This is a genomic window from Rhodococcus sp. APC 3903, assembly GCF_030407755.1.
In the GTDB taxonomy this organism is placed as follows: domain Bacteria; phylum Actinomycetota; class Actinomycetes; order Mycobacteriales; family Mycobacteriaceae; genus Rhodococcus_F; species Rhodococcus_F erythropolis.
In genome coordinates this window covers 113,930-139,953 of record NZ_JASDCV010000002.1, presented here as the reverse complement: position 1 = coordinate 139,953, position 26,024 = coordinate 113,930, and the positions used below count along the sequence as shown (strand labels likewise).

The 26,024-nt window shown below is 61.6% G+C and carries 17 protein-coding genes and 1 tRNA gene; 11 read left to right on the top strand and 7 right to left on the bottom strand.

Annotated features, from left to right (window positions below; all coding sequences use genetic code 11):
* Positions 1 to 323 precede the first annotated feature (323 nt).
* Positions 324 to 1,226, top strand: a complete 903-nt coding sequence (locus QMA15_RS03115; RefSeq protein WP_020968018.1) for an SDR family NAD(P)-dependent oxidoreductase — start codon at positions 324 to 326, stop codon at positions 1,224 to 1,226.
* 1 nt (position 1,227) lies between these two features.
* Here QMA15_RS03115 and QMA15_RS03110 read toward each other — a convergent pair whose 3' ends face one another.
* The gene (locus tag QMA15_RS03110; RefSeq protein ID WP_290283656.1) at positions 1,228 to 1,953 is read right to left on the bottom strand and encodes a hypothetical protein; all 726 of its coding nucleotides are present in this window, start codon (positions 1,951 to 1,953) and stop codon (positions 1,228 to 1,230) included.
* Between the two features lie 150 nt (positions 1,954 to 2,103).
* Positions 2,104 to 2,976, bottom strand: a complete 873-nt coding sequence (locus QMA15_RS03105) for a hypothetical protein (RefSeq protein ID WP_290283655.1) — start codon at positions 2,974 to 2,976, stop codon at positions 2,104 to 2,106.
* A gap of 212 nt (positions 2,977 to 3,188) precedes the next feature.
* On the opposite strand from QMA15_RS03105, the gene QMA15_RS03100 reads away from it, so the two are divergent.
* Positions 3,189 to 3,749 carry a DUF732 domain-containing protein gene (locus QMA15_RS03100; protein WP_092765195.1) on the top strand — a complete coding sequence of 187 codons (561 nt, stop codon included), beginning with the start codon at positions 3,189 to 3,191 and terminating at the stop codon, positions 3,747 to 3,749.
* Here QMA15_RS03100 and QMA15_RS03095 read toward each other — a convergent pair whose 3' ends face one another.
* The 3 genes from QMA15_RS03095 to gltB all read right to left on the bottom strand — a co-directional run bounded on the left by QMA15_RS03095 (position 3,750) and on the right by gltB (position 10,873).
* The gene (locus tag QMA15_RS03095; protein WP_020905644.1) at positions 3,750 to 4,646 is read right to left on the bottom strand and encodes a cutinase family protein; all 897 of its coding nucleotides are present in this window, start codon (positions 4,644 to 4,646) and stop codon (positions 3,750 to 3,752) included.
* 184 nt (positions 4,647 to 4,830) lie between these two features.
* Positions 4,831 to 6,282: a glutamate synthase subunit beta gene (locus QMA15_RS03090; protein WP_020968013.1), complete on the bottom strand. Its 1,452-nt coding sequence runs from the start codon at positions 6,280 to 6,282 to the stop codon at positions 4,831 to 4,833.
* Positions 6,275 to 10,873: a glutamate synthase large subunit gene (gltB, locus tag QMA15_RS03085; RefSeq protein ID WP_020905642.1), complete on the bottom strand. Its 4,599-nt coding sequence runs from the start codon at positions 10,871 to 10,873 to the stop codon at positions 6,275 to 6,277. Before gltB ends, QMA15_RS03090 begins: the two co-directional genes overlap by 8 nt.
* 556 nt (positions 10,874 to 11,429) lie before the next feature.
* Between gltB and QMA15_RS03080 the strand changes: the two genes are divergently transcribed.
* Positions 11,430 to 12,869, top strand: a complete 1,440-nt coding sequence (locus QMA15_RS03080; RefSeq protein ID WP_290283653.1) for an NAD(P)/FAD-dependent oxidoreductase — start codon at positions 11,430 to 11,432, stop codon at positions 12,867 to 12,869.
* A gap of 724 nt (positions 12,870 to 13,593) precedes the next feature.
* Here QMA15_RS03080 and QMA15_RS03075 read toward each other — a convergent pair.
* On the bottom strand, positions 13,594 to 13,944 hold the full coding sequence (locus tag QMA15_RS03075) for a hypothetical protein (protein WP_197942030.1): 351 nt from the start codon (positions 13,942 to 13,944) through the stop codon (positions 13,594 to 13,596).
* A gap of 594 nt (positions 13,945 to 14,538) precedes the next feature.
* On the opposite strand from QMA15_RS03075, the gene QMA15_RS03070 reads away from it, so the two are divergent.
* The 7 genes from QMA15_RS03070 (at position 14,539) to QMA15_RS03040 (ending at position 24,073) form a co-directional block, all read left to right on the top strand.
* Positions 14,539 to 17,244 (top strand): DNA methyltransferase, encoded by a 2,706-nt coding sequence (locus QMA15_RS03070; protein ID WP_290283652.1) that lies wholly within the window; start codon positions 14,539 to 14,541, stop codon positions 17,242 to 17,244.
* Positions 17,245 to 17,309: 65 nt separating this feature from the next.
* The gene (locus QMA15_RS03065; RefSeq protein ID WP_290283732.1) at positions 17,310 to 19,211 is read left to right on the top strand and encodes a DEAD/DEAH box helicase; all 1,902 of its coding nucleotides are present in this window, start codon (positions 17,310 to 17,312) and stop codon (positions 19,209 to 19,211) included.
* A complete protein-coding gene (locus QMA15_RS03060) occupies positions 19,208 to 20,413 on the top strand; it encodes a GIY-YIG nuclease family protein (RefSeq protein ID WP_290283651.1) in 1,206 nt (401 codons plus the stop codon). The genes QMA15_RS03065 and QMA15_RS03060 overlap by 4 nt, the downstream gene beginning before the upstream one ends.
* Positions 20,414 to 20,763: 350 nt before the next feature.
* Positions 20,764 to 21,135, top strand: a complete 372-nt coding sequence (locus QMA15_RS03055; protein ID WP_290283650.1) for a hypothetical protein — start codon at positions 20,764 to 20,766, stop codon at positions 21,133 to 21,135.
* Between the two features lie 239 nt (positions 21,136 to 21,374).
* Positions 21,375 to 22,220, top strand: a complete 846-nt coding sequence (locus QMA15_RS03050; RefSeq protein ID WP_356699707.1) for a DUF1883 domain-containing protein — start codon at positions 21,375 to 21,377, stop codon at positions 22,218 to 22,220.
* A 672-nt stretch (positions 22,221 to 22,892) separates the two neighbouring features.
* Positions 22,893 to 23,369, top strand: coding sequence for a hypothetical protein (locus QMA15_RS03045; protein WP_290283649.1), 477 nt, complete (start codon positions 22,893 to 22,895; stop codon positions 23,367 to 23,369).
* Between the two features lie 362 nt (positions 23,370 to 23,731).
* Positions 23,732 to 24,073 (top strand): hypothetical protein, encoded by a 342-nt coding sequence (locus QMA15_RS03040; RefSeq protein ID WP_046379721.1) that lies wholly within the window; start codon positions 23,732 to 23,734, stop codon positions 24,071 to 24,073.
* A gap of 51 nt (positions 24,074 to 24,124) precedes the next feature.
* Here QMA15_RS03040 and QMA15_RS03035 read toward each other — a convergent pair.
* Positions 24,125 to 24,210 (bottom strand) — tRNA-Leu (locus QMA15_RS03035).
* Between the two features lie 254 nt (positions 24,211 to 24,464).
* Between QMA15_RS03035 and QMA15_RS03030 the strand changes: the two genes are divergently transcribed.
* Positions 24,465 to 25,883, top strand: a complete 1,419-nt coding sequence (locus tag QMA15_RS03030) for a DUF3662 and FHA domain-containing protein (protein WP_020905627.1) — start codon at positions 24,465 to 24,467, stop codon at positions 25,881 to 25,883.
* The last annotated feature ends 141 nt before the right edge of the window (positions 25,884 to 26,024 follow it).

The window sequence follows — 26,024 nt, the reverse complement described above, 5'->3', positions numbered from 1 at the left end:
GTCGAGACAGTTTGTGACGTAAGGCACAGGGATTAGTTGCAGGTCCCGCTCAGTGGAATGTAGCGAGAAGATTGTTCAGTTTTCGAGCGACATTTGCAGGTCAGGCCGTTAGCGAAGGTCAGGAATTCATTCCGATTCGAGTGTCCTCAACGGGTGAACTGCCGGAGCACCGTCGAGGAGTGGGCAGCCGCGGCCAGTGCAGCCTGCAGATGTGCGCACTCTAACGACTCGTACGACACGAAGCTCCCTCATCGGATACCTTTCGCAGAGGGGAAGTCAGCTAGAGACACACGCCGCAAACGTACACACGAAAAGGGCAACCAATGGGGCTACTGAAGGACGTCACCGGCTGGCGACGCGGCACGAAGTTGCAGCGTCGACTACGCGACCTCACCGGCACGCTCGTAGTTGTCACCGGTGCAGGCAGCGGCATCGGGCGTGAAACGGCCCTCGCCTTCGCGGCCCAGGGAGCTATCGTCGTCGTCTCCGACATCAACCTCGAAAGCGCGCAGGACACTGCGGCACTCATCAACACACCCACTCAGGCCAGCGGAGCCGAAGCGGTTTTCGGTGGCGGTTCGCACGCCTACCAGGTCGACGTGTCCGACGAACAGGCCGTGATCCGATTCGCGGAGACAGTCGCGGCGCATCACGGCGTGCCGGACATCGTCGTCAACAACGCTGGAATCGGGTTCTCCGGCACATTCGCCGACACCGAGCAGCGCCAGTTCGAGCGCGTCATGGACATCAACTTCTGGGGAGTTGTCTACGGCTGCCGGGCATTCACCCCGATGATGATCGATCGCGGAACCGGCGGACACGTCGTCAACCTGTCCTCCGCCGCCGCCTACACACCCCAGAAGGCCCTCACCGCGTATTCGACAAGCAAGGCAGCGGTATTCATGCTCTCGGATTGCCTACGGGCAGAGCTGCTTCCACACGGCATCGGCGTCAGCACCATCTGCCCCGGCCTCGTGCACACGAACATCCTCAAGACCACCGAGTTCGCCGGGACCACCGCCGAGGAACAACTCGAGAATCAAACCAAGGTCGACAACTTCTACCGCAAACGCAACTTCACCCCCGACCGGGTGGCCAGTGCGATCGTGAAAGCAGTTCGCACGAACAAGGCCGTGGTGCCCGTGACCGTCGAAGCCAAGCTCGGACGCACGATCAGCCGGTTGTCTCCCGGGTCGATGCGCGTCGGAGCTCGGTTCGAGATCTAGGTCAGCTGCCGAAGCTCAGGCTGCCCGTGAAACCCTGCTGCACATCGGCTTCCGAACGGGGAAGAACCTCGTAGGTGCTGGCGTATTGGCCACTGAAACCGGTGACGGTGATCGGTCGTCCTACGGCGACGGCATCGACGTCGATTCCGGTCTGGGTGTTGACGAAGATGACGGTGTTTCCGTCGATGCCGGACACCAGGATCTTGTGACCGTACGGCAGATCGTCGACGACGGGTCCGCTCACGATCCCGGACACCGTCACGAGACGACCTTCGCTGCCCTCACCGATTGCATTGAGGGGCAATCGCGCCGGGCTGATCTGGGTGGTCGTGCCGATTACCTCGACGGCAGTCGGGCGGACGACGAGCAGGCCTTCCTGATCCGCGAGGACTCCGGCGACCTGAACCTGATCGCCGAGAGCAATCCCGGAGTTGTTCGGATCGCTGATGTAAATGCCCGAATTGCCACTCTGGAGACCAAAGCCCTTGTCGTAGAAGCTGGATTCGAACACTCCGGACGGCGTGGTCGCGGTTCCCACGACGGTGACCGTCGTTCCGATGGCCTGCGCACGGGCTGCCGCGATAGAGTCCGCGGACACCTCACCGACAACTGCTGCCGGCTCCGCCGTTGCTGCGGTGCCGACAAACATGGTGGCCGCGGCTGCAACTGCCAGCGCCGTCACACCTCGACGCAGGACCGGACCGGCAAGAACGCTGTCTCGAAACATGTTTGAGGACTCCCCTGTGATTTCGTGGCCGCGCAGGTCCTCCTGATGGAGTGCCGCCTTCGCCCACCCTGAGGCACAGGTTATTACAGGTCGGACGCCGCAGCGGTGGTGACATTCCGTCACCACCGCTGCGTCTAGGCTTCCGAGTTTCTAGGAACCGGAGCTTTCGGACGAACCGCTCGAGCCACTGGAACCGCTGGATCCTGTTCCGCCACCGAGATCGTCGAGAGGATCGCTACCGGTGAGCCCGCCCGGATACAGGTAGGCGTCGGAGATCGTGCTGAGCGAGGTGCCGGAAGTGGCCGGCACCTTTGCTCGCCAGTTGACGATCGGATTCAGCACTCCGAACGGTCCGCAACCACTGGCAGCGGGCAGCGCGAAGCCGGTGGCCTCGTTCCCGACCGGGCTCACCTTCAGCGCAGTCGACGGAAGCACCGTGTAGGTAGGGACCACCGACGGGTCAGGCGCGAGACGAAGATTCACCGGCGCCGCCGCGGAACCCAGGTAGCAGTTGTCACCGAGGAACGCGTTGTTGATCTTCATCCGCACCGGGATGCTCAGATCCATGTCGGTGATGATTCCGTTGAGAGTCGGCGCAGCCGTTGCCTCCACCTCGGCCGTTACTGCGGCAAGGCCGAAGAGATTGCCGAACGGAAGATCGATTCCCAGAACGCCGCCGGGAACGGTCAACGGCTTGGAGTAGACACCGTTGTGTCCGTCGTCGCGCGGGAGAAGAACGGTGGACTCACCTTCACCGGAGCCGGCCTCGGCGGCAATGATCATGTCGCCTTTTCCGATCGGGAGGTTGAAGCCGTTGTTGTCGAAGGTTCCGCTCTGAACCACTACCGACACACAGGATTCGGCAGTAGCCGGACACACTGCGGCGCCCGGTACCGAATTGTCGACCGGGTCCTGAGCCGAGGCCATCGGCGCTGCAAAAGCCAGCACTGCACCTGCGGTACCTGCAATAACGGCCACGCGCGTGCCGAGACGTCTGTTGCCGTTCTTGTGAGATTTCTGCACTGATTTCTCCCTGCCGTTTATGTGATGGGGGACGAAACTCGCAGTCATTGCTTGTGTTTCGACCGCCGCCGACAAGGTCTTGCGGTGTGCTCCTACTCACAAGTAACAACTGAACAGATGTATATCACAGGACTTCGACTTAAAAACAGGGCAAAAGGGAGTTTCCTTAAAACGGACAAACTAAGCGGTACGGTGTGTAACACTCACGGGTGATGAACACGAACAGACTGGTCCTCTGCGTCGCGGCAGCGGGCCTACTCCTCAGCGGCTGCAGCAGCCAATCCGACAGCAACGCAGCGGAATCCACATCTGCTGCCACCAGCACGTCGATCGCGGCAACGTCGAGTTCAGCTGCCCCCGAGTCCCTGTCGGCGCTGGCGACCAGCCCACCCGCCGCAACTCCGGAAGCCGCGCCGAGCATCGTCGAATCGACGCCCCCACCGGTAGCGCTGCCGGTAGCGCCACAGGTAGCGCCACCGGCAAACTCACCGATCGACGCCCGGTCACCGGACGAGATCGTCGCGAACGCAGGCGAGAAGGGACAGCGGTACATCGCTGCACTACGTCTGGCCGGGATCCCGCCCGCCGGAATGGATTCCGCCGAGATCCTCTACGCCGACGGCACCTGCAAGGCTCTGGCCGACGGCATGCCGCGGTCCGAGGTGCTGGCGGAGTTCAACTCCGTCGGCGAGGTGTACTCACAGATCACGCCGATGTCTTCGCAGCGGATCGCCGAGATCTACGTCGACACCGCGGAGCAGACGTACTGCTGATCAGGCTTTTCCTGCCAACCAGTTGTGCAGCCAGGATGTGGCCGAATTGCCTGCGCCATCAACGACGTAACGCGTGTAGTCGGTGTGAACCTGCGAGCCGTAGAAGGCGACCAGTTGATCGACGCGCCGCGAGTTCGCGCCTGGATCGAGCTGAGCCATCAGTGCGGGGAGTCCGCCAGCGGTGACCAGATCGTTGACGATCACGGCGGCCTCGTCGCGCAGCGAGAGAGCGTTTGCCGGAGTGGGGTCGGAAACCTGAGCCATGAACCCGGCCAGACGCATCACGAAATCGTCCTTGGGCGTCGAGCAGTACAGATCACCGACGGCGCACAGCGTCACCGTTTTGCCTGACAGCCAACCGAATCCACCGATGCGAGCGCCACTGGCTCCGTTGCCTCCGACAGCGGGTCCGATCAGGACGTCGGACTCGGAGCGGCGGGGATCGGACAGGAGGCCTACGCCCTCGACGCGAGTCGGGGGAACAACGCCGATGCCGGTTCCGATCTCGGCTGCGAGATCGCCTGCCGCGTCGGCGCCCTGGCTGTATCCGACGATCGCGAAGCGGGTGTCACCGCACGAGGCGGCCATCGCGGCGATCATGCCGCGGGCGTTGTCGACAGCCTGCTGCTTCGACTTGGCGTAGACGTTGGACTCCCACGGGAAGGCCGTTGCCGAGTACGTGACGTAATCGGTGCGTACGGAACCGGGAAGGCCGTTGGTGACCGGGGCAAGCATGCCGGCACCGGGAGAAGTACCCGAAGGCTCCCAGGTTCCAGGAATGGCCACGACGTACAGACCGGGGCAGGGATCAGCCGACGCCACGGGAGAACTGACAACCGGTACCACTACTGCCGCAGCTAGTGCCGACAACACCGCAACGAGACGCCTCGCACGCATGAAACTCCCCTGATTTAACTTAAGCAACCCATACACCACTATCGATGCTCCGGAATCATACTGTCTGGGCGTTGTGTCTGTCCGATGCACGATTGATGAAGGTTTGTTACAGATCGTGCGAACTACTTGCGGAAACAAAGCCGCACCCCACCGAATGCGATGGGGTGCGGCTTTGTAAGAGCCTCTAGCGCTGCGGAGCCGCTGTCGGGTGGATCGGTGACGGAAGGGCGGTGACACCCTCGAGGTAGGTGTCCACAGCGGCTGCTGCGGAACGTCCCTCGGCGATGGCCCAGACGATCAGGGACTGACCGCGGCCCATGTCACCGGCCACGAACACGCCGTCGACGTTGGTGTTCCACTTCGACGTGCGGGCGACGTTGCCGCGCTCGTTCAAGTCGACACCGAGATCGGTGAGCAGACCCGGCTTCTCGGGGCCGACGAAGCCCATTGCCAGGAGCACGAGATCGGCTTCGAGCTCGAAGTCCGAGCCCTCGACCTTCTCGAAACGACCCGACTTCATCTCGACCTCGTGAGCCTTGAGTCCGGTGACCTTGCCGTTTTCACCGACGAAGTTCTCGGTGTTGACGGAGAACAGACGCTCGCCGCCTTCCTCGTGAGCCGAAGCCACGCGGAACATGAGCGGGTACGTCGGCCACGGAGTCTGCTCGGCGCGAGTCTCCGGGGGACGCGGCATGATCTCGAACTGGTGCACGCTGGCTGCGCCCTGACGGTGCGAGGTACCGAGGCAGTCCGCGCCGGTGTCGCCGCCGCCGATGATGACAACCTTCTTGCCCTCAGCGGTGATGGTGGGAGCGTCGAGGTCACCCAACTGCACGCGGTTGGCGATCGGCAGGAACTCCATCGCCTGGTGGATGCCGTCCAGTTCACGGCCCGGGATCGGCAGATCGCGAGCTGCGGTGGCGCCGCCGGCCAGAACCACTGCGTCGAACTGCTCGCGCAGCTCGTCCGCGGTGATGTCCACGCCGACATTGACGTTGGTCTTGAAGACGGTGCCTTCGGCTTCCATCTGCTCGAGACGGCGGTCGATGTGCCGCTTCTCCATCTTGAACTCGGGGATGCCGTAGCGCAGCAGGCCGCCGATGCGGTCTGCCCGCTCGAAGACCGTCACTGCGTGACCGGCGCGGGTCAGCTGCTGCGCTGCAGCCAGACCGGCCGGACCACTGCCGACAACTGCGACCCTCTTGTTGGTGGCATGCGCGGCGCGAACCGGCTTGACCCACCCTTCGTCGAAGGCCTTGTCGATGATCTCGACCTCGACCTGCTTGATGGTGACCGGATCCTGGTTGATGCCAAGGACACAGGACGCCTCACAGGGTGCGGGGCACAGACGACCGGTGAACTCCGGGAAGTTGTTGGTCGCGTGCAGACGCTCGATGGCGTCGTGCCAGTGGTCCTTGAAGACCAGGTCGTTCCACTCGGGAATCAAGTTTCCGAGAGGGCAACCGTTGTGGCAGAAAGGAATTCCGCAGTCCATGCAACGGCTGGCCTGGGTCTGGAGGGTTTCCTTCGGGAACTCCTCGTAGACCTCTTTCCAGTCGAGCAGGCGCAACGGCACCGGCCGGCGAACCGGAAGTTCGCGCGACGTGTGCTTCAGGAAGCCGCTTGGATCACCCACGAGCTGCCTCCATAACTGCCTCGTCCACGTTCTTGCCATCCTTCTCTGCGGCCGCGATGGCCAAAAGAACCTTCTTGTAGTCGCGGGGCATCACCTTTGCGAAGTGACCCACCTGCTGCGACCAGTCGCCGAGGATGCGCGTGGCAACCTCGGAGCCGGTTTCGTCGCGATGACGTTCGATGACGCTCTTCAACCAGGTGAAGTCGTCGCCCGAAAGATCCTCGAGGTCCACCAGTTCGGTGTTGAGGTTCTTCTCGAATGCCTTGTCGGGGTTGTAGATGTACGCGACGCCACCGGACATGCCGGCGCCGAAGTTACGTCCGGTGGCTCCGAGGATGACCACCTTTCCACCCGTCATGTACTCGCAACCATGATCGCCCACACCCTCGACGACGGCAGTGGCGCCGGAGTTACGGACTGCGAAGCGTTCGCCGACGACACCGCGAAGCAGAGCCTCGCCGCTGGTGGCGCCGAACAGGATGACGTTGCCACCGATGATGTTGTCCTCGGCGACAAAGCCTTCCGCTGCATCGAGCGGCGGGCGTACGACGATGCGTCCACCCGAGAGGCCCTTGCCGACGAAGTCGTTGGCGTCGCCGTGCAGGCGCAGGGTCATACCGCTCGGCACGAAAGCACCGAAGCTGTTACCGGCGGAACCGGTGAACGTGATGTCGATGGTGCCCTCGGGCAAGCCCTCTCCACCGAACGCCTTGGTGACCTCGTGGCCGAGCATGGTGCCGACCGTGCGGTTGACGTTGGTGATCGCGGACTCGAACGAGACCGCCTCACCCTTGTCGAGTGCGTTGCGGGCCGAAACGATCAACTGCTGATCGAGTGCCTTGTCGAGACCGTGATCCTGTGTGCCGGTGCAGTGGAGGTCCTGGTCCATGAACGCGGACTCGACCTGGGTCAGGATCGGCGACAGATCGAGATTGCCTGCCTTGCTTCCCTTCCAGTGATCGAGAGCGCGCGTGGTGTCCAGCATGTCGACCTGGCCGACTGCTTCGAGCAGCGTGCGGAAACCGAGTTCCGCGAGGAGCTCGCGAACCTCTTCGGCGATGAACATGAAGAAGTTCTCGACGAATTCCGGCTTGCCACTGAAACGCTGACGCAGCAACGGGTTCTGCGTCGCGACACCGACGGGGCAGGTGTCGAGGTGGCAGACGCGCATCATGATGCAGCCCGAGACCACCAGCGGTGCGGTGGCGAAACCGAACTCCTCGCCGCCGAGCAGGGCAGCGACGACGACATCGCGGCCCGTCTTGAGCTGGCCGTCGACCTGCACGACGATGCGGTCACGAAGACCGTTGAGCAGCAACGTCTGCTGGGTCTCGGCGAGGCCGAGCTCCCACGGTGCGCCCGCGTGCTTGACGGAGGTCAGCGGGGTGGCACCGGTGCCACCGTCGTGACCGGAGATCAGAACGACGTCGGCGTGTGCCTTGGAGACACCGGCCGCGACGGTTCCGACGCCGACCTCGGAGACCAGCTTCACGTGGATGCGGGCCTGCGGGTTGGCGTTCTTCAGGTCGTGGATCAGCTGAGCGAGATCCTCGATCGAGTAGATGTCGTGGTGCGGCGGCGGCGAAATCAGGCCGACGCCAGGCGTGGAGTGCCGAACCTCGGCCACCCACGGGTACACCTTGTGAGCCGGAAGCTGGCCGCCCTCACCGGGCTTGGCTCCCTGCGCCATCTTGATCTGGATGTCGGTGCAGTTGCTCAGGTAGTGCGAGGTGACACCGAAGCGTCCCGACGCGACCTGCTTGATGGCACTGCGTCGCAGATCGCCGTTCTCGTCCGGCGTGAAGCGCGACGGATGTTCGCCGCCCTCACCGGAATTGGAGCGGGCGCCCAGACGGTTCATCGCGATGGCGAGAGTCTCGTGAGCCTCGGCGGAGATGGAGCCGTAGCTCATCGCACCCGTCGAGAAACGCTTGACGATCTCGCTGGCCGGCTCGACCTCGTCGATCGAGATCGACGGCCGCTTGCCGATGTTGAAGTCGAACAGACCACGCAGAGCGGCAAGGCGCTCCGACTGGTCGTTGACCATGGTCGTGTACTCCTTGAACACCTCGTACTGACCTGTGCGAGTTGCGTGCTGGAGCTTGAAGACCGTGTCCGGGTTGAACAGGTGGTACTCGCCTTCACGACGCCACTGGTACTCGCCGCCGACCTCGAGCTCGCGGTGAGCGCGCTCTTCGGGGCGATCGAGGTACGCGATGCGGTGACGTGCTTCGACGTCGGCTGCGATCTGGTCGAGGCCGATGCCACCGAGCTGCGACTGCAGACCGGTGAAGTACTCGTCCGTCAGCTCCTGCGAGAGGCCGATGACCTGGAACAGCTGAGCACCGGTGTACGACGCGAGCGTCGAGATGCCCATCTTGGACATCACCTTCAGGACACCCTTGCCGGCTGCCTTGATGTAGTTCGCGATGCCCTTCTCGAGGGTCAGGCCCTCGAGTTCCTTGTTCTGCAGGAACTCGTCGATGGTCTCGAAAGCCATGTACGGGTTGACCGCTGCGGCACCGAAGCCGATGAGGAGCGCCATGTGGTGCACCTCGCGGGCGTCGCCGGCCTCGACGATGAGGCCGACCTTGGTGCGCGACTTCTCACGAACCAGGTGGTGGTGCACCGCTGAGGTGAGGAGCAGCGACGGGATCGGCGCGTAGTCCTCGGTGGACTCGCGGTCCGAGAGCACGACGATGCGTGCGCCACCCTCGATTGCCTGCGAGACCTGGTACTTGATGCCCTCGAGCGCACGACGGATACCGTCGCCGCCTTCCTTGACGGGGTACAGGCCGCGGATCACGACACTGCGGAAGCCCGGGAATTCGCCGTCGTCGTTGACGTGAACGAGCTTCGACAGATCGTCGTTGTGCAGGATCGGCTGCGGGAGCGCAATCTGCTTGCAGGAGTCCGCATTCGGGTGCAGCAGGTCGCCCTCGGGGCCGATGGTCGCGCCGAGGCTGGTGACAACCTCTTCACGAATCGCGTCGAGAGGCGGGTTGGTGACCTGAGCGAAGAGCTGCGAGAAGTAGTCGAACAGCATCCGGGGACGTGACGAGAGCACGGCGATCGGAGTGTCGGTACCCATCGAGCCCAGTGCCTCGGCACCGGAGAGAGCCATCGGCTTGACCAGCAGGTTGACCTCTTCGCTGGTGAAACCGAAGAGCTGCTGACGCAGCACGACGCGCTCGTGCGACATGTACGTGTACGGGCGGTCCGGCAGGTCGTCCATGTGGATCAGACCTTCGTCGATCCACTGCTGGTACGGGTGCTCGGCAGCGAGTTCGGACTTGAGTTCGTCGTCGCTGATGACCCGGCCCTGCGCGGTGTCCACGAGGAACATGCGGCCGGGCTGGAGGCGGACCTTGCGGACCACGGTGGACGGATCGATCGGCAGAACGCCGACCTCCGACGCCATGACGACGAGGCCGTCTTCGGTGATCCACAGACGCGACGGACGCAGACCGTTGCGGTCCAGCACGGCGCCGATGACGGTGCCGTCGGTGAAGCACACCGACGCCGGTCCGTCCCAGGGCTCCATGAGAGCCGAGTGGTACTCGTAGAACGCCCGACGAGCGGGGTCCATGCTCTCGTGCTTCTCCCAGGCTTCGGGGATCATCATGAGAACTGCGTGCGGCAGGCTGCGACCGGCGAGGTGCAGCATCTCGAGCACCTCGTCGAAACGAGCGGTGTCACTGGCGCCCTGGGTGCAGATCGGGAAGATCTTGTCCAGGTTCTCGCGGCCACCGAAGACGTCACTGTCAATCAGGGACTCGCGAGCGCGCATCCAGTTCTCGTTGCCGGTGACGGTGTTGATCTCACCGTTGTGAGCGACCCGGCGGAACGGGTGCGCCAGCGGCCACGACGGGAACGTGTTGGTGGAGAAGCGCGAGTGGACCAGGCCCAGTGCGCTCTCGACACGATCATCCTGCAGGTCGAGGTAGAAACCCTTGAGCTGTGGGGTGGTGAGCATGCCCTTGTAGACGAACGTCTGGCCGGACAGGCTGGGGAAGTACACGGTCTCGCTACCCGGGCCACCCTTACCGGCGCCTTCTGAGCCGAGTTCGTGCTCGGTGCGCTTACGCACCACGTATGCACGACGCTCGAGATCCATGCCGGTGTACTTGTCACCCTCGGAGCCGATGAAGATCTGACGGAACGTCGGCATCGCGTCGCGCGCCAATGCGCCAAGCGAGGAGTCGTCGGTTCCGACCTCGCGCCAGCCGAGAACCTTCAGGCCCTCTTCGACGACGATCTTCTCGACTGCAGCAGCAGCCTCGTGTGCATCGGCATCGCCCTGCGGGAGGAATGCGATACCGGTTGCGTACGCGCCTTCGGCGGGCAGCGCGAAGTCCACGACAGCTCGGAAGAACTTGTCGGGAACCTGCAGCAGAATGCCCGCACCGTCACCCGTGTTGGGTTCTGATCCGGCAGCGCCGCGATGCTCGAGGTTGACCAGAGCGGTGATCGCCTTTTCGACGATGTCCCTGCTGCGGCGACCATGCATGTCGACAACAAATGCGACTCCACAGGAGTCGTGCTCATTGGACGGGTGATAGAGGCCCTGGGGGCCTGGAAGTTGCTTCATACCCAGCCTTCGTATGCCATAAAGATGCACCGACGACCAGCAGCGCTGATGGCCATCAACTTGCAATGCAAGTCCTTCAAAGCACCGACACGACGATGTGTTCGGTACCACCGAAGTAGCCGCCCTGCGCAGACGCGATGGTGTGCGTTCTGGCACCCGGCGACGTGAGTCTTCGGTCGGTTGAAACTTTTGTGAGTCAACCGTGTAACGAAAACGATAATTCAGAACCCCGGCACGGGCGCAACTAAGGTAGCCCTATAATTGCTCTGAACTGCGGCGATGCAGGGAGCCAGAAGGCCCCTCGACAGATTTCGGAGCTGCGTCTGTGCAGAGAAGTTCCGATTCACAGGATACCGAATCCGCAGGAAACAGGCGCGATGGGCGATGAATGCAACAACTGGCCGCAGCGATAAGAATCAGCTGCGGCCAGTGCGCCTCGAACTGTAACAAAAGTTGATCGATCAACCAAGGTCTAGGCCTGAATTGTTTGCTCGCAGAATGCCATCGCTGTAATTTCCGTAGGCTCACCATTGAGAAGACGGGTGGCGAAGCGCAAATGACAACAGCAGTAGTGGTGGGCAGTGGCCCCAACGGTCTCGCGGCGGCGATCGAACTCGCCCGCGCCGGAATCGACGTCCATGTCATCGAGGGTGCGGACAAGATCGGCGGCGGTACCCGCAGTAGCGAATACATAGTCGACGGACTCGTCCACGACGATTGTTCCGCCTTCCATCCCACCGCTTTGGCTTCTCCTTACTTCAAGGAACTCGACCGCGAATTCGGACTCGCCAAGCATGGCCTGACGTGGCTGTGGCCCGAGATAGATCTGGTCCATCCACTCGACGACGGCACCGCCGGGGTTCTGTGGCGCGACATCAACCGGACCGCTGAGGGACTGGGTGTCGACGGTAAGCGCTGGCTCGACGTCTTCGGATACCTCGCCGAGAACTTCGACGAGTTGGTGCAGGACGTCTTCCAGCCGATCGTGCACGTTCCGAAGCACCCGCTGATGCTCGCCCGTTTCGGGACGGGCGCTCTGCTTCCCGCGACGGGTTTCGCCCGGATGTTCAAGACCCCACAAGCGCGGGCGCTGTTCGGTGGCGTCGCGGCGCACATGTTCGGGACGCTCACCCTTCCTCTCTCCAGTGCCGTCGGCTCGATGCTCACCGCGGCCGCTCATGCACACGGTTGGCCTGTCGCGCAAGGTGGTTCGGGCTCAATTGCAGCCGCCCTCGCGTCGATCCTGCGAAGCCTCGGTGGCACCATCGAAACCGGGAACTGGGTCACCAACTACTCCCAGATCGCCGACTACGACATCGTCATGCTCGACATAGCCCCCGATGCGGCCGGTCGTCTGCTCGACGGCCGGCAACCCGACCGCATTGCCCGGGCCTACCGCAAATTCCGCTACGGCACCGCCGCCTACAAGGTCGACTACGCCGTGCGTGGTGATTCCGACGGCAGCGTCGTGCCGTGGACGAATCCGCATGCCCGCAAGGCCGGCACCCTGCACCTGTCCGGGACGATTTCGGAAACTGCGGCTGTCGAACGCCAGACCGTTCGGGGTCAGATGCCGGACAAGCCCTTCATTCTGTTGGGCCAGCAGTTCTTGGCCGACCCTTCCCGTTCCGTCGGAGACATCCATCCCGTGTGGGCGTATGCGCATGTGCCGCATGGCCATCCGGGTGAAGCCACCGATGCGGTGACGCGTCAGATCGAGCGGTTTGCGCCGGGATTCCGGGACCGGATCGTGGGCGTCCACGTGCGCAATGTGCCGCAGATGCAGGCGTACAACCCCAACTATGTGGGCGGCGACATCTCCGCGGGGGCGAACACTGCGCGGCAGATCATCGCGCGCCCCCGGTTCGGGCTGGACCCCTACGCCACCGGAGCCCCGGGCGTTTACCTCTGCTCGTCCGCAACTCCGCCGGGCGGCGGGGTCCACGGGATGGGTGGGTTCAATGCTGCGCGGGCGGCGCTGAAGGCGCGGGGTTGAGGCGTCCCCGATGGGGACGACATTTCGGACACACGTGAACCCATCGTCATGGTCCAAGGAAGACGGAGAACTTCTGTCGGATACGCCCGAAACACAAATACGGGCCGTAATTCGAGCACGCCTGCGTTCCGGCCGCGCCTCTGAACAAGAGGTTGAACTGACCCTGTTGGCGCGCTGGCTGGGTCGCTTCGGATCGAGACCGGCGTAGCGACCGCTGGCGAAAAACTACTGGCATTGGCCCACATCGACGAATTGGAAACTCGCGATGCCATCGACATCAAGGTTTGTACGGAGCGAACTCCTGATCCCCGATGCGCTTCCCAGGTTCTCAGCTCGGTTCAACACTGCCGTGTTTGCCGCCGAGTAATGGCTTCGCCGCGGTCCAGATGGATACGAAATTTCGCACCTTCACAATGATCGAATCGGATCAAGAAGTTTGAGCCGCCCTCCGTCACCATGGCCACTCGAATATTCAGGTGGAGGATGACCGCTCACCAACCGTGTCTGTCCATCTCTGCACACCACCTGTGCGCTGACATGCGAACCGATCTGCAATCAACGGCGTTCGATCCCTTCAATGTCGTCGGAAACCCGGACGCCCGCAGCGATTCGACGTTGATTGTCGACACGGGTTCTCGAGGCACTCCACCTGCGCAATCGCCGCGGCTGACCAGATGCCGAATATCGATCGATTCTCGACTCTTCATCTCGACTGAGCTGTCGGCTAGTTCCAGAAGTTTTCTTCGCCGCGGTCCGCGAGATCACCATGCATGATCAAGTACTTCTGGTTCTCGCTGGCGATCGTGTCGAACGCTGCGGTCGCGGTCATGCCGTCGACAGCCATCAGAACCATCCGGCGAGCAACAGCGTTTGCGGCGTCCTGATCTGCATCATCGAGCCAACCGAGCTGCAGAGCTTGTTTGTCGTCCGTCCACAGAACACCCAAGTGCGGAATCCGCTGCCAACGACCCTCACCCTCGGGCACTCCATCGAAACGTCGACCGACAGTCACGTTATTCAAGGGGTAGTCGATCAGAAACTTGTTGCTCCGTCGTTGGTGTGGTCGCTTGTCCATCGTTGCGTCCTCTCGGTGGTCAAGGCTTCGATCGTGTCAACGAGGGATCGGCCCGGTACGGGTACGACAAATATGCCACCTTCTCGGGCATAGTCGAGGGCCGCAGAGAAGCCAGGACGTCCGAGGTGCCGGCACATGATGATGTCGAAGATGCGGTCCACGCCGAAATGTTGTGCCATCTGTTGTCCGGCGTGGCGTCTCATAAGTCGTCCCATTGAACAACGGCGAGACGCCAGTTTTGGTACGCACTTCTGAGACGAGGCGAGCTGGCGCAGCACCCGATTCCACACTCGAACGGGCTGGTGTCTCAATTCCAAGGAAATAAGATGCGAGTTGAAGCCGGCCTGGGGTTCGGATCTACGAATCACCGACGAGATTGCTGCCTACCTCAGCGCCACAAAGATGCTGGTTATGCACGGATTTCTGAGAAGTCCATACCCGCCAATAGGATCGAACGACTTGGGAAGTGCCACGCGGGCGAGGTCGACGACTAGGTCCGCGGTGATGCTGCGACATCCGTGCAAGAGCCACGGTCATGACCGAGACAATATTGGAGATCCTTGCTTCGATGAGGTCAATGATAGAAGGAGTGGCTTGGTGAAGCTCAACCTCAAGACGGTCGAGGAGCGCGTCGCCCCGCTGGGCGGACGCGAGTCTTACGATCGCGAGTTCATCTTTGAGTTACTGCTTGCCTACGGCCGCTCGAAGGGCAACGTCACCCGTCTGCGCAACGGTTCGCTCAACGTGGCCGACGACCCCACCTGCGAGGTCGCCCAGAAAAACGTAGTCTATTTCCACGAAACGACGGGCGACCCTCTGGCTGTGATTGAGGGTTTGCGGACGTCACCCATGGTGGTGCGCTACAACACCCGGTTCGTCATCGTCACCGACTACGCCGAGCTGCTCGCCATCGACACCAAGACCAGCGAGAACCTGCTAATCCCGATCCGGGACATCGACAAGCACTTCACCTTCTTCCTCCCCTGGGCAGGCATGGAGAAGGCCCAGTACGTCGCCGAAGCTCACGCCGATGTCAAAGCCGCCGAACGGATGGGCAAGTTGTTCGACGAACTGCTCGCCGCCAACCCCCATCTACTCAGCACACCAAACGGGCGTCACGCCCTCAACGTCTTCTTTACCCGGCTGCTGTTCTGCTTCTTCGCCGAAGATACCGGCATCTTCGCAGAGAAACAGTTCACCAACGCAGTCGGCTCCCATACCCAAGCTGACGGGTCCGACGTTGCCGAGTTCTTAACCGACCTTTTCACTGCGCTCGACACCGAACACGCTGCCCAGAAGCCCGCACACCTTGCCGGGTTCCCTTACGTCAATGGCAGACTCTTCACTGTCGCACCCGAACACGTCGTCCCGGCGTTCACAAAGAAGTCCCGCGATCTGCTCATCGAGTCCGGCCATCTGATCTGGCGAGAGATCAATCCCGACATCTTCGGGTCGATGTTCCAGGCGATCGTAACGCCGGGCAAACGCTCCGATCTCGGCCAGCACTACACCTCGGTTCCGAACATTCTCAAGACTATCGAACCACTATTTCTTGACGCGCTGAAGGAAGACTTAGACCGCGCCTTCGACTCGCCGAAGCAGCTCGAAGCGCTTCTCGAGCGGATTGGTGCAATTAAAGTCTTCGACCCCGCATGTGGGTCCGGCAACTTTCTAGTGATCGCCTACAAGGAACTGCGGCGCCTGGAACACGCTGTCCTTGAAAGGATCCAAGAACTTTCGGGCCGGCGACAATTGGCAATGGGGGCAGCTTCTCGCATAAACATCGAGAACTTTTACGGTATCGAGATCGACGACTTCGCTGTTGAAGTTGCAATCCTTTCGCTGTGGATTGCGAAGCATCAGATGAATGTCGAGTTCTTCGACAAGTTTGGCATTGATCTGCCGTTGATTCCACTGAAGGAGACCGGTCAGATCCGTCAAGGAAACGCCACGCGGGTTGACTGGCGGCAGGTCTGCCCTAATAGCGGCAACGAAGCGATCTATTTGATCGGGAATCCGCCCTACAAGGGGGGGAAGTCGCAAGGCAAGGAGATGAAGAGTGACTATCCGTATGTCTTCGGGAAGCGCACTTACTCCAAAGACCTCGATTACATCGCACTCTGGTTCGTCAAGGGCGCAGACTACATCGCGGGAACGAAAGCGGAGTTAGCGTTCGTGACCACCAACTCGGTGTCGCAGGGTGAACATGTGGGATTGATGTTCCCGATGTTGTTTGACCAAGGGCTGGAAATCGGTTACGCCTACACATCGTTCAAATGGGAGAACAATGCCAAGCGCAACGCAGGAGTGACTGTGGTTGTCATTAACTTGCGTTCCGCGGGTCCGGGAATGAAGTACATCTACACTGATGGGCTCCGGATCGAGGCCGCGAATATCAACGGTTACCTCGCCGATGCCCCGTCCGTATTCATCTACCGCCGTACCCGCGCGCTCAGTGCCTCGCTGCCGCGCATGGTTCTCGGGTCGATGCCCAAGGACGGCGGCTACCTGACGCTCGACCCCAGTGAACGCAAGAATTTGCTGGAATCCGATCCCGGCGCTGAAACTTTCGTCAAGCGTTATGTCGGTTCTGCGGAATTCATCAACGACATCGAACGCTACTGCCTGTGGATCAGGGACCGAGATCTCGACGTAGCACGCTCTCACCCTCTGATCGCCGAGCGGCTTGAAGCTGTCGCTCGGTGGCGCAGTGAGAGCGTCGCGGCAACAACCGCCGAATATGCCACTCACCCAAACAGATTCAAACAAATTGCCTACAAGCCAACCGAGTCTATCGTCGTACCTGCCGTCTCCTCCGAGCGTCGAGAGTACGTTCCGATCGGGTACATGGGTGCAGGCACGGTCGTGTCCAACCTCGCGTTCGTCGTTTACGATGCAAAGCCTTGGCTCTTCGCATTGTTGACCTCACGAATGCACGTAGCGTGGCTCGGCGCTGTCGGTGGCCGGATGAAGATGGACTACCGGTACGGCGCTTACATCGTTTACAACAACTTCCCAGTTCCGTCCCTGGGTGATGCGGTGAAGGAAGCGCTCATGTCGGCGGCGCTGCGGGTGCTCGACGTACGTGAATATCACTGCGAGAAGACTTTAGCCGAGTTGTACGACCCTGATCTGATGCCGGTTGACCTCCGCACAGCACACGCCGAGATCGACCGGCTGGTCGATTCGATCTACTCCAAGCGTGGATACGAGACAGACGAACAGCGACTGTCGGACCTCTTCGCCATGTATGAAGTGATGACTGCGGACGAAGCAACGAACGGGAGCAACAAGAAGTGAACAAGCCGCTCAACGTCGTTGACGTGACTTATGCCCGCACAGGCGCGTCGGTGCACACCGACGCGATGGGCATGCGGGAGATGCAGCAACGTGTCTTCGCCAAGCGCGACGCTCAGCACCTCCTGGTCAAGGCCCCACCAGCGTCGGGCAAGTCGCGCGCCCTCATGTTCGTGGCCCTGGACAAGCTGTACAACCAAGGCCGTAAGAAGGTCATCGTTGCGGTCCCGGAACGCTCGATTGGTGCATCGTTCTCGTCGACGAAGCTGACGGCGCACGGGTTCTTCGCGGACTGGGAGATCGAGCCTGAGCACAATCTGTGCACGCCAGGCTCGTCGGTGGGCAAAGTCGATGCGTTCGTCAAGTTCCTCGACGGGCCGGACGCGACCTTGGTCTGCACGCACGCCACCCTGCGGTTTGCGTTCGAGAAGCTGGCACCCGAGGCGTTCAACGGCACGGTGCTCGCGATTGACGAGTTCCACCATGTTTCGGCTGACCTCGAGGGCAACCGGCTCGGCGCTCTGTTGCGGGAGGTGATGAACGGCTCGGACGTGCACATCGTCGCGATGACCGGCTCGTACTTCCGCGGCGACTCTGTCCCGGTGCTGTCGGCAGAGGACGAAGCGAAGTTCACCCCCGTCATGTTCAACTACTACGACCAGCTCAATGGCTACGAATACCTCAAGTCGCTCGGCATCGGTCACCACTTCTACCAAGGCCGCTACACCGACGCGATCGGCGAGGTCCTCGACCTCAACAAGAAGACGATCGTTCATATCCCGAACGTGAACTCGGGCGAGTCCACGAAGGACAAGATCGAAGAGGTCGGGTTCATCATCGACTCGATCGGCCAGGTCGTCGGTACCGAGGACACGGGGATTATCTTGATCCGCCGCCATGACACCGGCGCGATTGTCCGCGTCGCGGACCTGGTGGACGACGCGGACCAGAAGAAGCGGGCCGAGACGCTGCACTACCTGTCCACCGTTGCATCGAAAGACCGGGACGGCGTCGATGTCATCATCGCGCTGGGGATGGCGAAAGAGGGCTTCGACTGGCCATTCGCCGAGCATGCCCTCACCATCGGCTACCGCGCCTCACTGACCGAGGTGATCCAGATCATCGGTCGGGTCACCCGTGACAGCCCCGGCAAGGAGCACGCCCAGTTCACAAACCTCATCGCCCAGCCCGACGCGGCGACGGACGAGGTGAAAGTGTCGGTGAACAACATGCTCAAGGCCATCACTGCCTCGCTGCTGATGGAGCAGGTGCTGGCGCAAAACTTCACCTTCAAGACCAAAGCCGGCAACGACGACGCCGCGAAGCCGGGCGAGCTGAAGATCAAGGGCTTCAAGGAACCCACGACGAAGCGGGTGAAGCAGATCGTAGAGACCGATCTCAACGATTTGAAGGCCACGATCCTGCAGGACGACACCTTCGCGAAAGCCGCAGCGGGCAGCCTCGATCCCGAGGTGACGAACAAGGTGTTGATCCCGAAGATCATCCGCGAGCGGTACCCAGACCTGGATGAGACCCAGGTCGAGGAGTTGCGGCAGCAGGTCGTGGTGGACTCGGTGATCAAAAACGGCGAGGTCCGCGAAGTCGGTGACAAGCGGTTCATCCGGATGGCGGAGAAGTTCGTCAACATCGACGACATCGACATCAACCTCATCGACTCGGTCAACCCGTTCCAGCGTGCGTTCGAGGTCATGAGCAAGTCGGTCACCACGAGTGTGCTGCGAATTATCTCCGATGCGATCACAGCTACCCGCATCGAGATCAGTGAGGAGGAAGCCCTCCTGCTTTGGCCGAAAGTTCAGGCGTGGGTCAAGGTCAACGGCCGCAAGCCCGACGCACGCAGTGATGATCCGACGGAAAAACGGTATGCCGAGACGATCTTGTTCCTCCAGAGGAAGAAGCAACAGCACCTCGCCGCCCAGCGAGCAGCACAGATGGATGTTCAGTCATGAGTACCGGTGAAGTTGATGCGGCCATGGACGAGGCAGCAGGGCCGGGGTTGGACTTCCAATCGCTCCTCGACTCCGACGTCGATGGGCTCCTTGACGTCGCAGAGAAGCCGAAAAAGGTCACATCCAACGATCGGCTCGAGCGCGCCTTCTTAGAAGTTGTGGAGTTCCGCCGCACTCACGACAGGCTGCCCAGTTCGACTACCCGCGAGATCGCCGAGCGCAAGCTCGGCGCTCGGCTCGACGGCATCCTCGCTGACGAAGGCAAGATCGCCGCGCTGAAGCACTTGGACGAGTTTGGGCTGTTGGAAGCCCCGGAGCCTCCAGCCTCGATCGACGACCTACTCGACAGCGACGACTTCGACCTACTCGGTGACGAATCGGGACTGTTGGACGTCTCGGACCTGCCGCAGCGCAAGACACCGGACGCGCCTGATTCGGTGGCGAAGCGGAAGAAGGCCGAAGGTTTCGAAGCATTTGAGCCCCTGTTCAAAGCCCAGCATGCCGAGTTGGCGGCCGGCACGTACCGGTTGATCCCGTTCCCCGGCGTCCGGACCATTGAAGCGGGCAGATTCTTCGTCCTCAACGGCGTGATGCTCTTCGTCGCAGAGGTCGGCGAGACAACCACCGCAATGGTCGGTGGCAAGCAGGAGCAGAAACAGCGACTACGCGTGATCTTCGAAAACGGCACCGAGTCTTCGATGTACCGGCAGTCGCTCTCGATCCGACTCCACGAGGCCGAAGGACAGACATTAGCCCAAGTCGGCATCGACCTTGCAGGAGACGTAGGTGACGAGGACTCCGAGAGTGGACATATTTACGTGCTTCGCTCCCGTAGCGAAGACCCCCAGATCGCCTCGCTCGAAGACCTGTACAAGATCGGGTTCTCGACAACCAGCGTGGAGAAGCGAATCGCGAACGCAGCCAAGTCCCCTACATACCTGATGGCACCGGTCGAGATCGTTGAGGACTACCGCACCTACAACCTCAAACCCTCTGCGCTAGAACACCTCCTGCACCGGGTATTCGCCGAAGTTCGCCTCGACATCAGTCAGATCGACGCCAAGGGCCACACCTACGACCCGTCCGAATGGTTCATCGCCCCGATCAACGTCATAAATCAGGCGATCACCATGATCATGTCCGGCGAAATCGTCGACTACGTGTACGACGCTGCGGCACAACGGCTCGTGGAGCTTGCGTGAGGACGTCGAGATGGGGACTACCTGACCTGACATAAGAGCGGCCTTCGGGCACGTGGATTCGCCCGAATCCGGGCGCACTGCACCGCCGACGACGCGTACCCTCGGCTTATCCAGACGGGGTTCCCCCTCTGCAAGCCGGAATGATCGACCGTCGGAACGCGGGGGGCAATGGGGCTCCGCCTGAACACACCCAAATCGGTTCGGGCGGGCGCGGCCTCCGGATGTCGTATCGCTCGGCATCGGGCAACCGGCCAGCCGCACCGATGGATCAGGGAATCCTGACGCGCGCCCGCGCCCCAGCGATCGGAATGTCGGTCCGCGGCGTACCTGGTCGCCTATACAGTTACGTCATGGACTTCGACTGGGATGGCTGGACCTGGGAACTGATGCTGACGAAGCGTCCCCCCGACACGCATTTCTCGGAGTCGAGCACTCCGGGGTGGAAGAGCCCGCTGGTGCGGGATGACGACAACACGCTCGTCACGCAGGCAGTGCTGTCCGACGGGACCAAGGCGGTCCTGGTGCTCCTCGGCACGGGCGCCGCGCTGGGGGTCGCCGCGGTGAAGGCCGCGCCGCACGTCAAGAGCGGGTTGGTCAGCCTTCAGTCGAAGCTACGCCGCCGGGGGGAGGACATTACTGCCGTCGAGGCCCCTGTTTCCCTCACGGTGGTTGCGGAGGTCGAGCCAGAGCAGCCGGACTCTCCTCGACTGCGCGCTGTCTGACCGTCACGCCGGGCACCGGCGCGTCAGACAGTGCGCGTGCCGATGGCGGCGATACTTCCATCGATGTGATTCGCAACATCTTGTGTTGCTGTTACAGGGCACGCACTAGGTGTAGTGTCTGGTCGCAGGTACGACAAGAGCCTCGAACGAAGGTTCTGGTCCTTGTCCGAGGTCTCGTCTGAGCAATTTGACGGTTGCATTGCAGACGATACACCGGGTGCTGGTCTCCACAAGCGGAGATGGGTAGGCCACAGTGTCGGCCGGATTGGCAGCACGCGATGTTCCCTCACCAGCATTACGACCTCGGCCACGTAATTAAGGGGTCGACAGTCGTCGTCAGCCTCGGCAGCCAGGCGAATGTCCGCCTCATGTCGGCTTCGGATTATCGGTCGTTCAAGTCGGGTGGCCGGTATCGGATGTACGGAGGTTCCTACCGGCAGACGCCTGTTCGGCTGACGGTTCCCTCCAGTGGCCGGTGGATGGTTGTCGTGGATCTCGGCGGTCTCGCGGGCAAGGTCCGTTCGGGTGTCAATGTTGTGCCGCCAGCACCGGGCCTGCTGGCGGCCGGTCGACAGCAGTCGACCGCTCAACGAACCGATCTCAGCAACATCACGACCCGTGAGCCGGTCGAGCCACCATCATCCGAAGTTCTGGCTGGTCAGACCTGGGACGTGTTCATGTCACACGCTTCCGAGGACAAGAACGAAGTGGCAATCCCGCTCCGAGACGCCCTTGCAGCCCGCGGCGTGCGAGTCTGGCTGGACGTTGCAGAGTTGAAGATTGGCAGCAGCCTCCGCCGACGGATCGATCAGGGCATCTTGTCCAGCCGATTCGGCATCGTCGTCCTGTCGCACTCGTTCTTCGCGAAGGGATGGCCGAACCACGAGCTCGACGGACTCGTCACCAGGACGAATGCAGGTGAGCAGTCGATCTTGCCGATCTGGCACAACGTCGACGCGGATGACGTGCGGGGATATAGCCCGTCTCTCGCCGACAAGGTGGCTTTGTCCAGTTCAACCACGACCATCGAGGAGATGGCGGACCAGATTGCCGAGGTTGTCCTCCCGAACGCCAACGCCGCGTAGGTCCTCTGCGCCGGGGATGCTCTGATCGCGTCCTCGGCGCGTCGGTCTTCACCGGCGATTCCCGGCCGGGGTGGCGGTCGGGCCACTGCCGACCGCCGAAATGTGTTGCGAATAAAGCGCCTTCGGTCGAGCCGGTTACTGGTAGCCCTGCATGTTCGAAGCCTGCATACTCCCGCCCCACAGACTGCGTCCGCCCAGGTCGATCCGTCCCTCAGGCGCGTGCTCCCCGCGGTGCACGCGCGGTCGTCTAACGCACGGGGCGGCGGGCCAGATGAGGCATCCGATGCGATATGCAGTCTTTTGCCTGACATAAGGGACGGTTATCGGCCGCCGGTCCACAGACTGAGGAAGGGCCTGACCTACGGGGCGTAAGCATCCCAGACAGCTCTGAAGAGAGATACGCCGCACTTGCCATGTGCAAGTGCGGGTGAACTATTTGGATGTTGTCGAAGGTCCGATTCACGGGGAAGGTCGACCCGTTCGAGTATCAGCTGTGGAGGATCCAGAGAAATTCACCGAACTCGGCGTCGGATGGGATGAGTCTTTCAAATCTGCGCGCGAACGTTCGATCGCACCCGTTGTTCGGTGCGTCGGCTGAAACCTGTCGGACTTATCTGCTTAAGTGAAGTTCTCATTAACACCGCCATAATTGGCGATCTGAAGAAGAGACCTATGAACTCGTTGAAGATCTTTGCCGCTGTCTCTGCTACTGCCGCGCTTCTCGTCGTATCGGGTTGTTCGTCCGATTCCTCCGATGGTGCTGCGGCTTCCTCCGATGAAATTACGACTACCTCCGCTGAAGCTACATCCGCCTCCTCTGGAGCTACGACGCCAGCAAGTGTGTGTTCACAAATCGAAGACGCCGGCATCGGCAAGAACTGCGTACCAGGAAGCACCACGGGGCTCGCAGTGGCAGCAACCGGTGCCTACGATTTCGATCTCCCCTCGGTGCCGGGCGAAGGCGGAACCGTCATGATCTTCGACAATGCCGACTTGTACCACAAAACAGTAAAAAGCTATGCCGATGCCGCTTTTCTGGCCGGACCACACCGCTACGGTTCGGAAAATGCGTTGATCTTCGTGCAGATCAACGAAGGACTCTCATCGAGTGATGGAGAAAAAGTCAAGGACATCGTTGACTCCCTGTAGCTCGATTTTGACGCAGCAATCATTTCCGAACTCTCTATCGGATGGTTCATAAACGACCATATTTGAAACACGGGAGAAGATTCTGGCCACCAGAACGAAGATATTCCTGGCCCCGTGTCCAAAACTGATGGTTCATTCACGAAAAATCTAGGCTACCTATTAAAGGGCCTTCGTTCACGCGAAAACTCGCGCGCAGTCCTCGCTCGACTTGAGAATCGACTCAGATCCGTTGTCCAAGCAACCGGTGCCGAACCGCCCCGCCATGACGTGATTGTCCGTTATCTTCCTCGATAGTGGTTGCAATCTCCTGGCTGCTTGGCATCCCGCGCACGGATGCTGTCACCACGAAAGGGAGCACATCTGTGAATGGACCCGCAACGCCTGCTCGTTTGTCCCGAACCACCGCAGCCCTCGGTGTCGGCGCACTCGCTGCCGCGATCACCTTCGGCAGTGCAGTCGGTACTGCATCAGCCGATAGTCCGGTCGTCGACTTCGGCAGTATCTCTTTCTCGGTGACCAACGGTCCCGACAACACCATCTACGACATCAACGCAATCATCAATCTCCCGCCCGGCACACTGCCGCCAGGGATGATGAACCCTCAGATCACTGCGCCCGCCGCGACCCCTCAACCAGTCGGCAACCCGTTTGCGGGCACCGCATTGGACTTCGTTCTGAGCTTCATTCAGGCTGCGGCCAGTTAGCCGACAACAAAAAACGAGGCCCCAACTCAAAGGAGTTGGGGCCTCGTCTTGTGGTGGGCGAAGGGGGACTTGAACCCCCACGTCCCGAAGGACACTGGCACCTGAAGCCAGCGCGTCTGCCATTCCGCCACTCGCCCGAGCAACGCCGAAACATTATCACGACAAACTTTGAAAGTTCTATTCGTGCAGCTCAGGGCACGAATCGATGAACACCGAGCACCCGAAAGCCCAGAACCGATACCATGCTGAAACAGCGGCCAGGTACTGCCGAAGCGACATTTGACAGTACCGTGGAACCTGTACAGCAGTTTGGACGACACGCGACAAGGCGGTGCCGGCGCTACTTGCCGAGCATTTTGCCGTCGTAGATGCGAGGCGAGAGGAGGGCCCGATGGGCATCGTGCAGCGTTTCGAACGAAAGCTCCAAGGAGCTGTCGGCGACGCATTCGCGCGGGTCTTCGGTGGTGGTGTTGTGCCGCAGGAAGTAGAGGCGGCGCTCCAGCAGGAGGCACGTGACCGCGTCGAGCACCTCGGCGGCGGAATCCTTCTCGCCCCCAACAACTACGTGATCACCATCAACAACTCCGATCACGAAGAGTTGGCAGCTGATCGCGAACTGACGACCAAAGCTTTCAGCCGACACCTGCAGGATTTCATCCGCGATCAGGGTTGGCAGACGTACGGCGACATCTCGGTCACTTTCGAGCCTTCGCCTACGCTCCACACCGGTCAGTTCCGCACCCGCGGAACCGTCGACCCGGATGGTGACGCCGAGCAGGCATCACCGCCGTCGCATGTTCCGCAGGTTTCGTCGCGGCCTCCACAACGGCCGCCTCAGCGACCCGCACCGATTGTTCCCCCTGTTTCCAATCCAGTCCCGTCACAACCAGGAGCCGGCCCCATGACGCAGAACTCAGGCTACGAACCAAGCCGCGAACCGGCGGGTCGCCAGCCCGAACCGCAGCAGCCGGCACGGAACGGGTACTCCCACGACGACGGCGGTTACGCCGCTCCGCAGGGCCAGGAAGCGCCGTACCAGAACGGTTACGACCGCGGCGACGGTTACCGCACGGGCGACGACCAGCAGGGCTACAACCAGCAGCAGGGTGGCTACGACCAGCAGGCGTACCCGAACCAGCAGCAGCCGTACGAGCAGGCCGGTTACGACCAGCAGGGCTATGACCAGCAGGGCGGCGGCTACGACCAGCAGGGTTACCAGCAGCAGCCGTACGACCAGCAGGGCTACGGCCAGCAGGCGTACCAGGGTGGGTACGACCAGCAGGGCTACCAGCAGGGCGGCTACGACCAGCAGGGTTACCAGCAGCCGTACAACGGCCAGTCCTACGATCAGCCGGGCTACGACCAGCAGAGCTACCAGCAGGGCGGCTACGACCAGCAGGCGTACACACAGCAGCCGTACGAGCAGGCCGGCTACGAGCAGGGTGGCAACTTCGAGCAGACGCAGGCCTACCCGCAGCAGGGCTATGCCCAGCCGCAGGGCGGTTACGCACCGACGGCCCAGAGCCTGACGGCAACCCTGCAGCTCGAGGACGGCAGTGGACGCCACTTCCAGCTTCGCGACGGCAGCAATGTCATCGGCCGCGGCCAGGAAGCTCAGTTCCGCCTCCCGGACACCGGCGTCTCGCGTCGCCACATCGACATCCGTTGGGACGGCCGCACCGCGATGCTGTCCGATTTGGGATCCACGAACGGCACCACCGTCAACGGAGCACCGGTCCAGGACTGGCAGCTGGCAGACGGCGACATCATTCGAGCAGGTCACTCGGAGATTCTGGTTCGCATTCTCTGAGCTGAGAAACGGACGCCAGGATTTTCCGATAACAATCGAACATTCGGCGGTCCGTCGGCGCGCCGCCGTCACGCGGCTGTCAGTATCGTGATCTTCGGGGCCCAGCGCCCCCTATGATGCTGCCAGTCGACAATGCTCGAA

What these genes read in the sequence shown, in the direction of transcription:
- QMA15_RS03080 (WP_290283653.1), top strand. Translation starts at nt 11,430, where the DNA reads ATGACAACAGCAGTAGTGGTGGGCAGTGGCCCCAACGGTCTCGCGGCG.
- QMA15_RS03045 (WP_290283649.1), top strand. Translation starts at nt 22,893, where the DNA reads ATGAACTCGTTGAAGATCTTTGCCGCTGTCTCTGCTACTGCCGCGCTT.
- gltB (WP_020905642.1), bottom strand. Translation starts at nt 10,873, where the DNA reads ATGAAGCAACTTCCAGGCCCCCAGGGCCTCTATCACCCGTCCAATGAG.
- QMA15_RS03050 (WP_356699707.1), top strand. Translation starts at nt 21,375, where the DNA reads ATGGGTAGGCCACAGTGTCGGCCGGATTGGCAGCACGCGATGTTCCCT.
- QMA15_RS03065 (WP_290283732.1), top strand. Translation starts at nt 17,310, where the DNA reads ATGGGCATGCGGGAGATGCAGCAACGTGTCTTCGCCAAGCGCGACGCT.
- QMA15_RS03075 (WP_197942030.1), bottom strand. Translation starts at nt 13,944, where the DNA reads ATGGACAAGCGACCACACCAACGACGGAGCAACAAGTTTCTGATCGAC.
- QMA15_RS03030 (WP_020905627.1), top strand. Translation starts at nt 24,465, where the DNA reads ATGGGCATCGTGCAGCGTTTCGAACGAAAGCTCCAAGGAGCTGTCGGC.
- QMA15_RS03100 (WP_092765195.1), top strand. Translation starts at nt 3,189, where the DNA reads ATGAACACGAACAGACTGGTCCTCTGCGTCGCGGCAGCGGGCCTACTC.
- QMA15_RS03060 (WP_290283651.1), top strand. Translation starts at nt 19,208, where the DNA reads ATGAGTACCGGTGAAGTTGATGCGGCCATGGACGAGGCAGCAGGGCCG.
- QMA15_RS03110 (WP_290283656.1), bottom strand. Translation starts at nt 1,953, where the DNA reads ATGTTTCGAGACAGCGTTCTTGCCGGTCCGGTCCTGCGTCGAGGTGTG.
- QMA15_RS03055 (WP_290283650.1), top strand. Translation starts at nt 20,764, where the DNA reads ATGGACTTCGACTGGGATGGCTGGACCTGGGAACTGATGCTGACGAAG.
- QMA15_RS03115 (WP_020968018.1), top strand. Translation starts at nt 324, where the DNA reads ATGGGGCTACTGAAGGACGTCACCGGCTGGCGACGCGGCACGAAGTTG.
- QMA15_RS03095 (WP_020905644.1), bottom strand. Translation starts at nt 4,646, where the DNA reads ATGCGTGCGAGGCGTCTCGTTGCGGTGTTGTCGGCACTAGCTGCGGCA.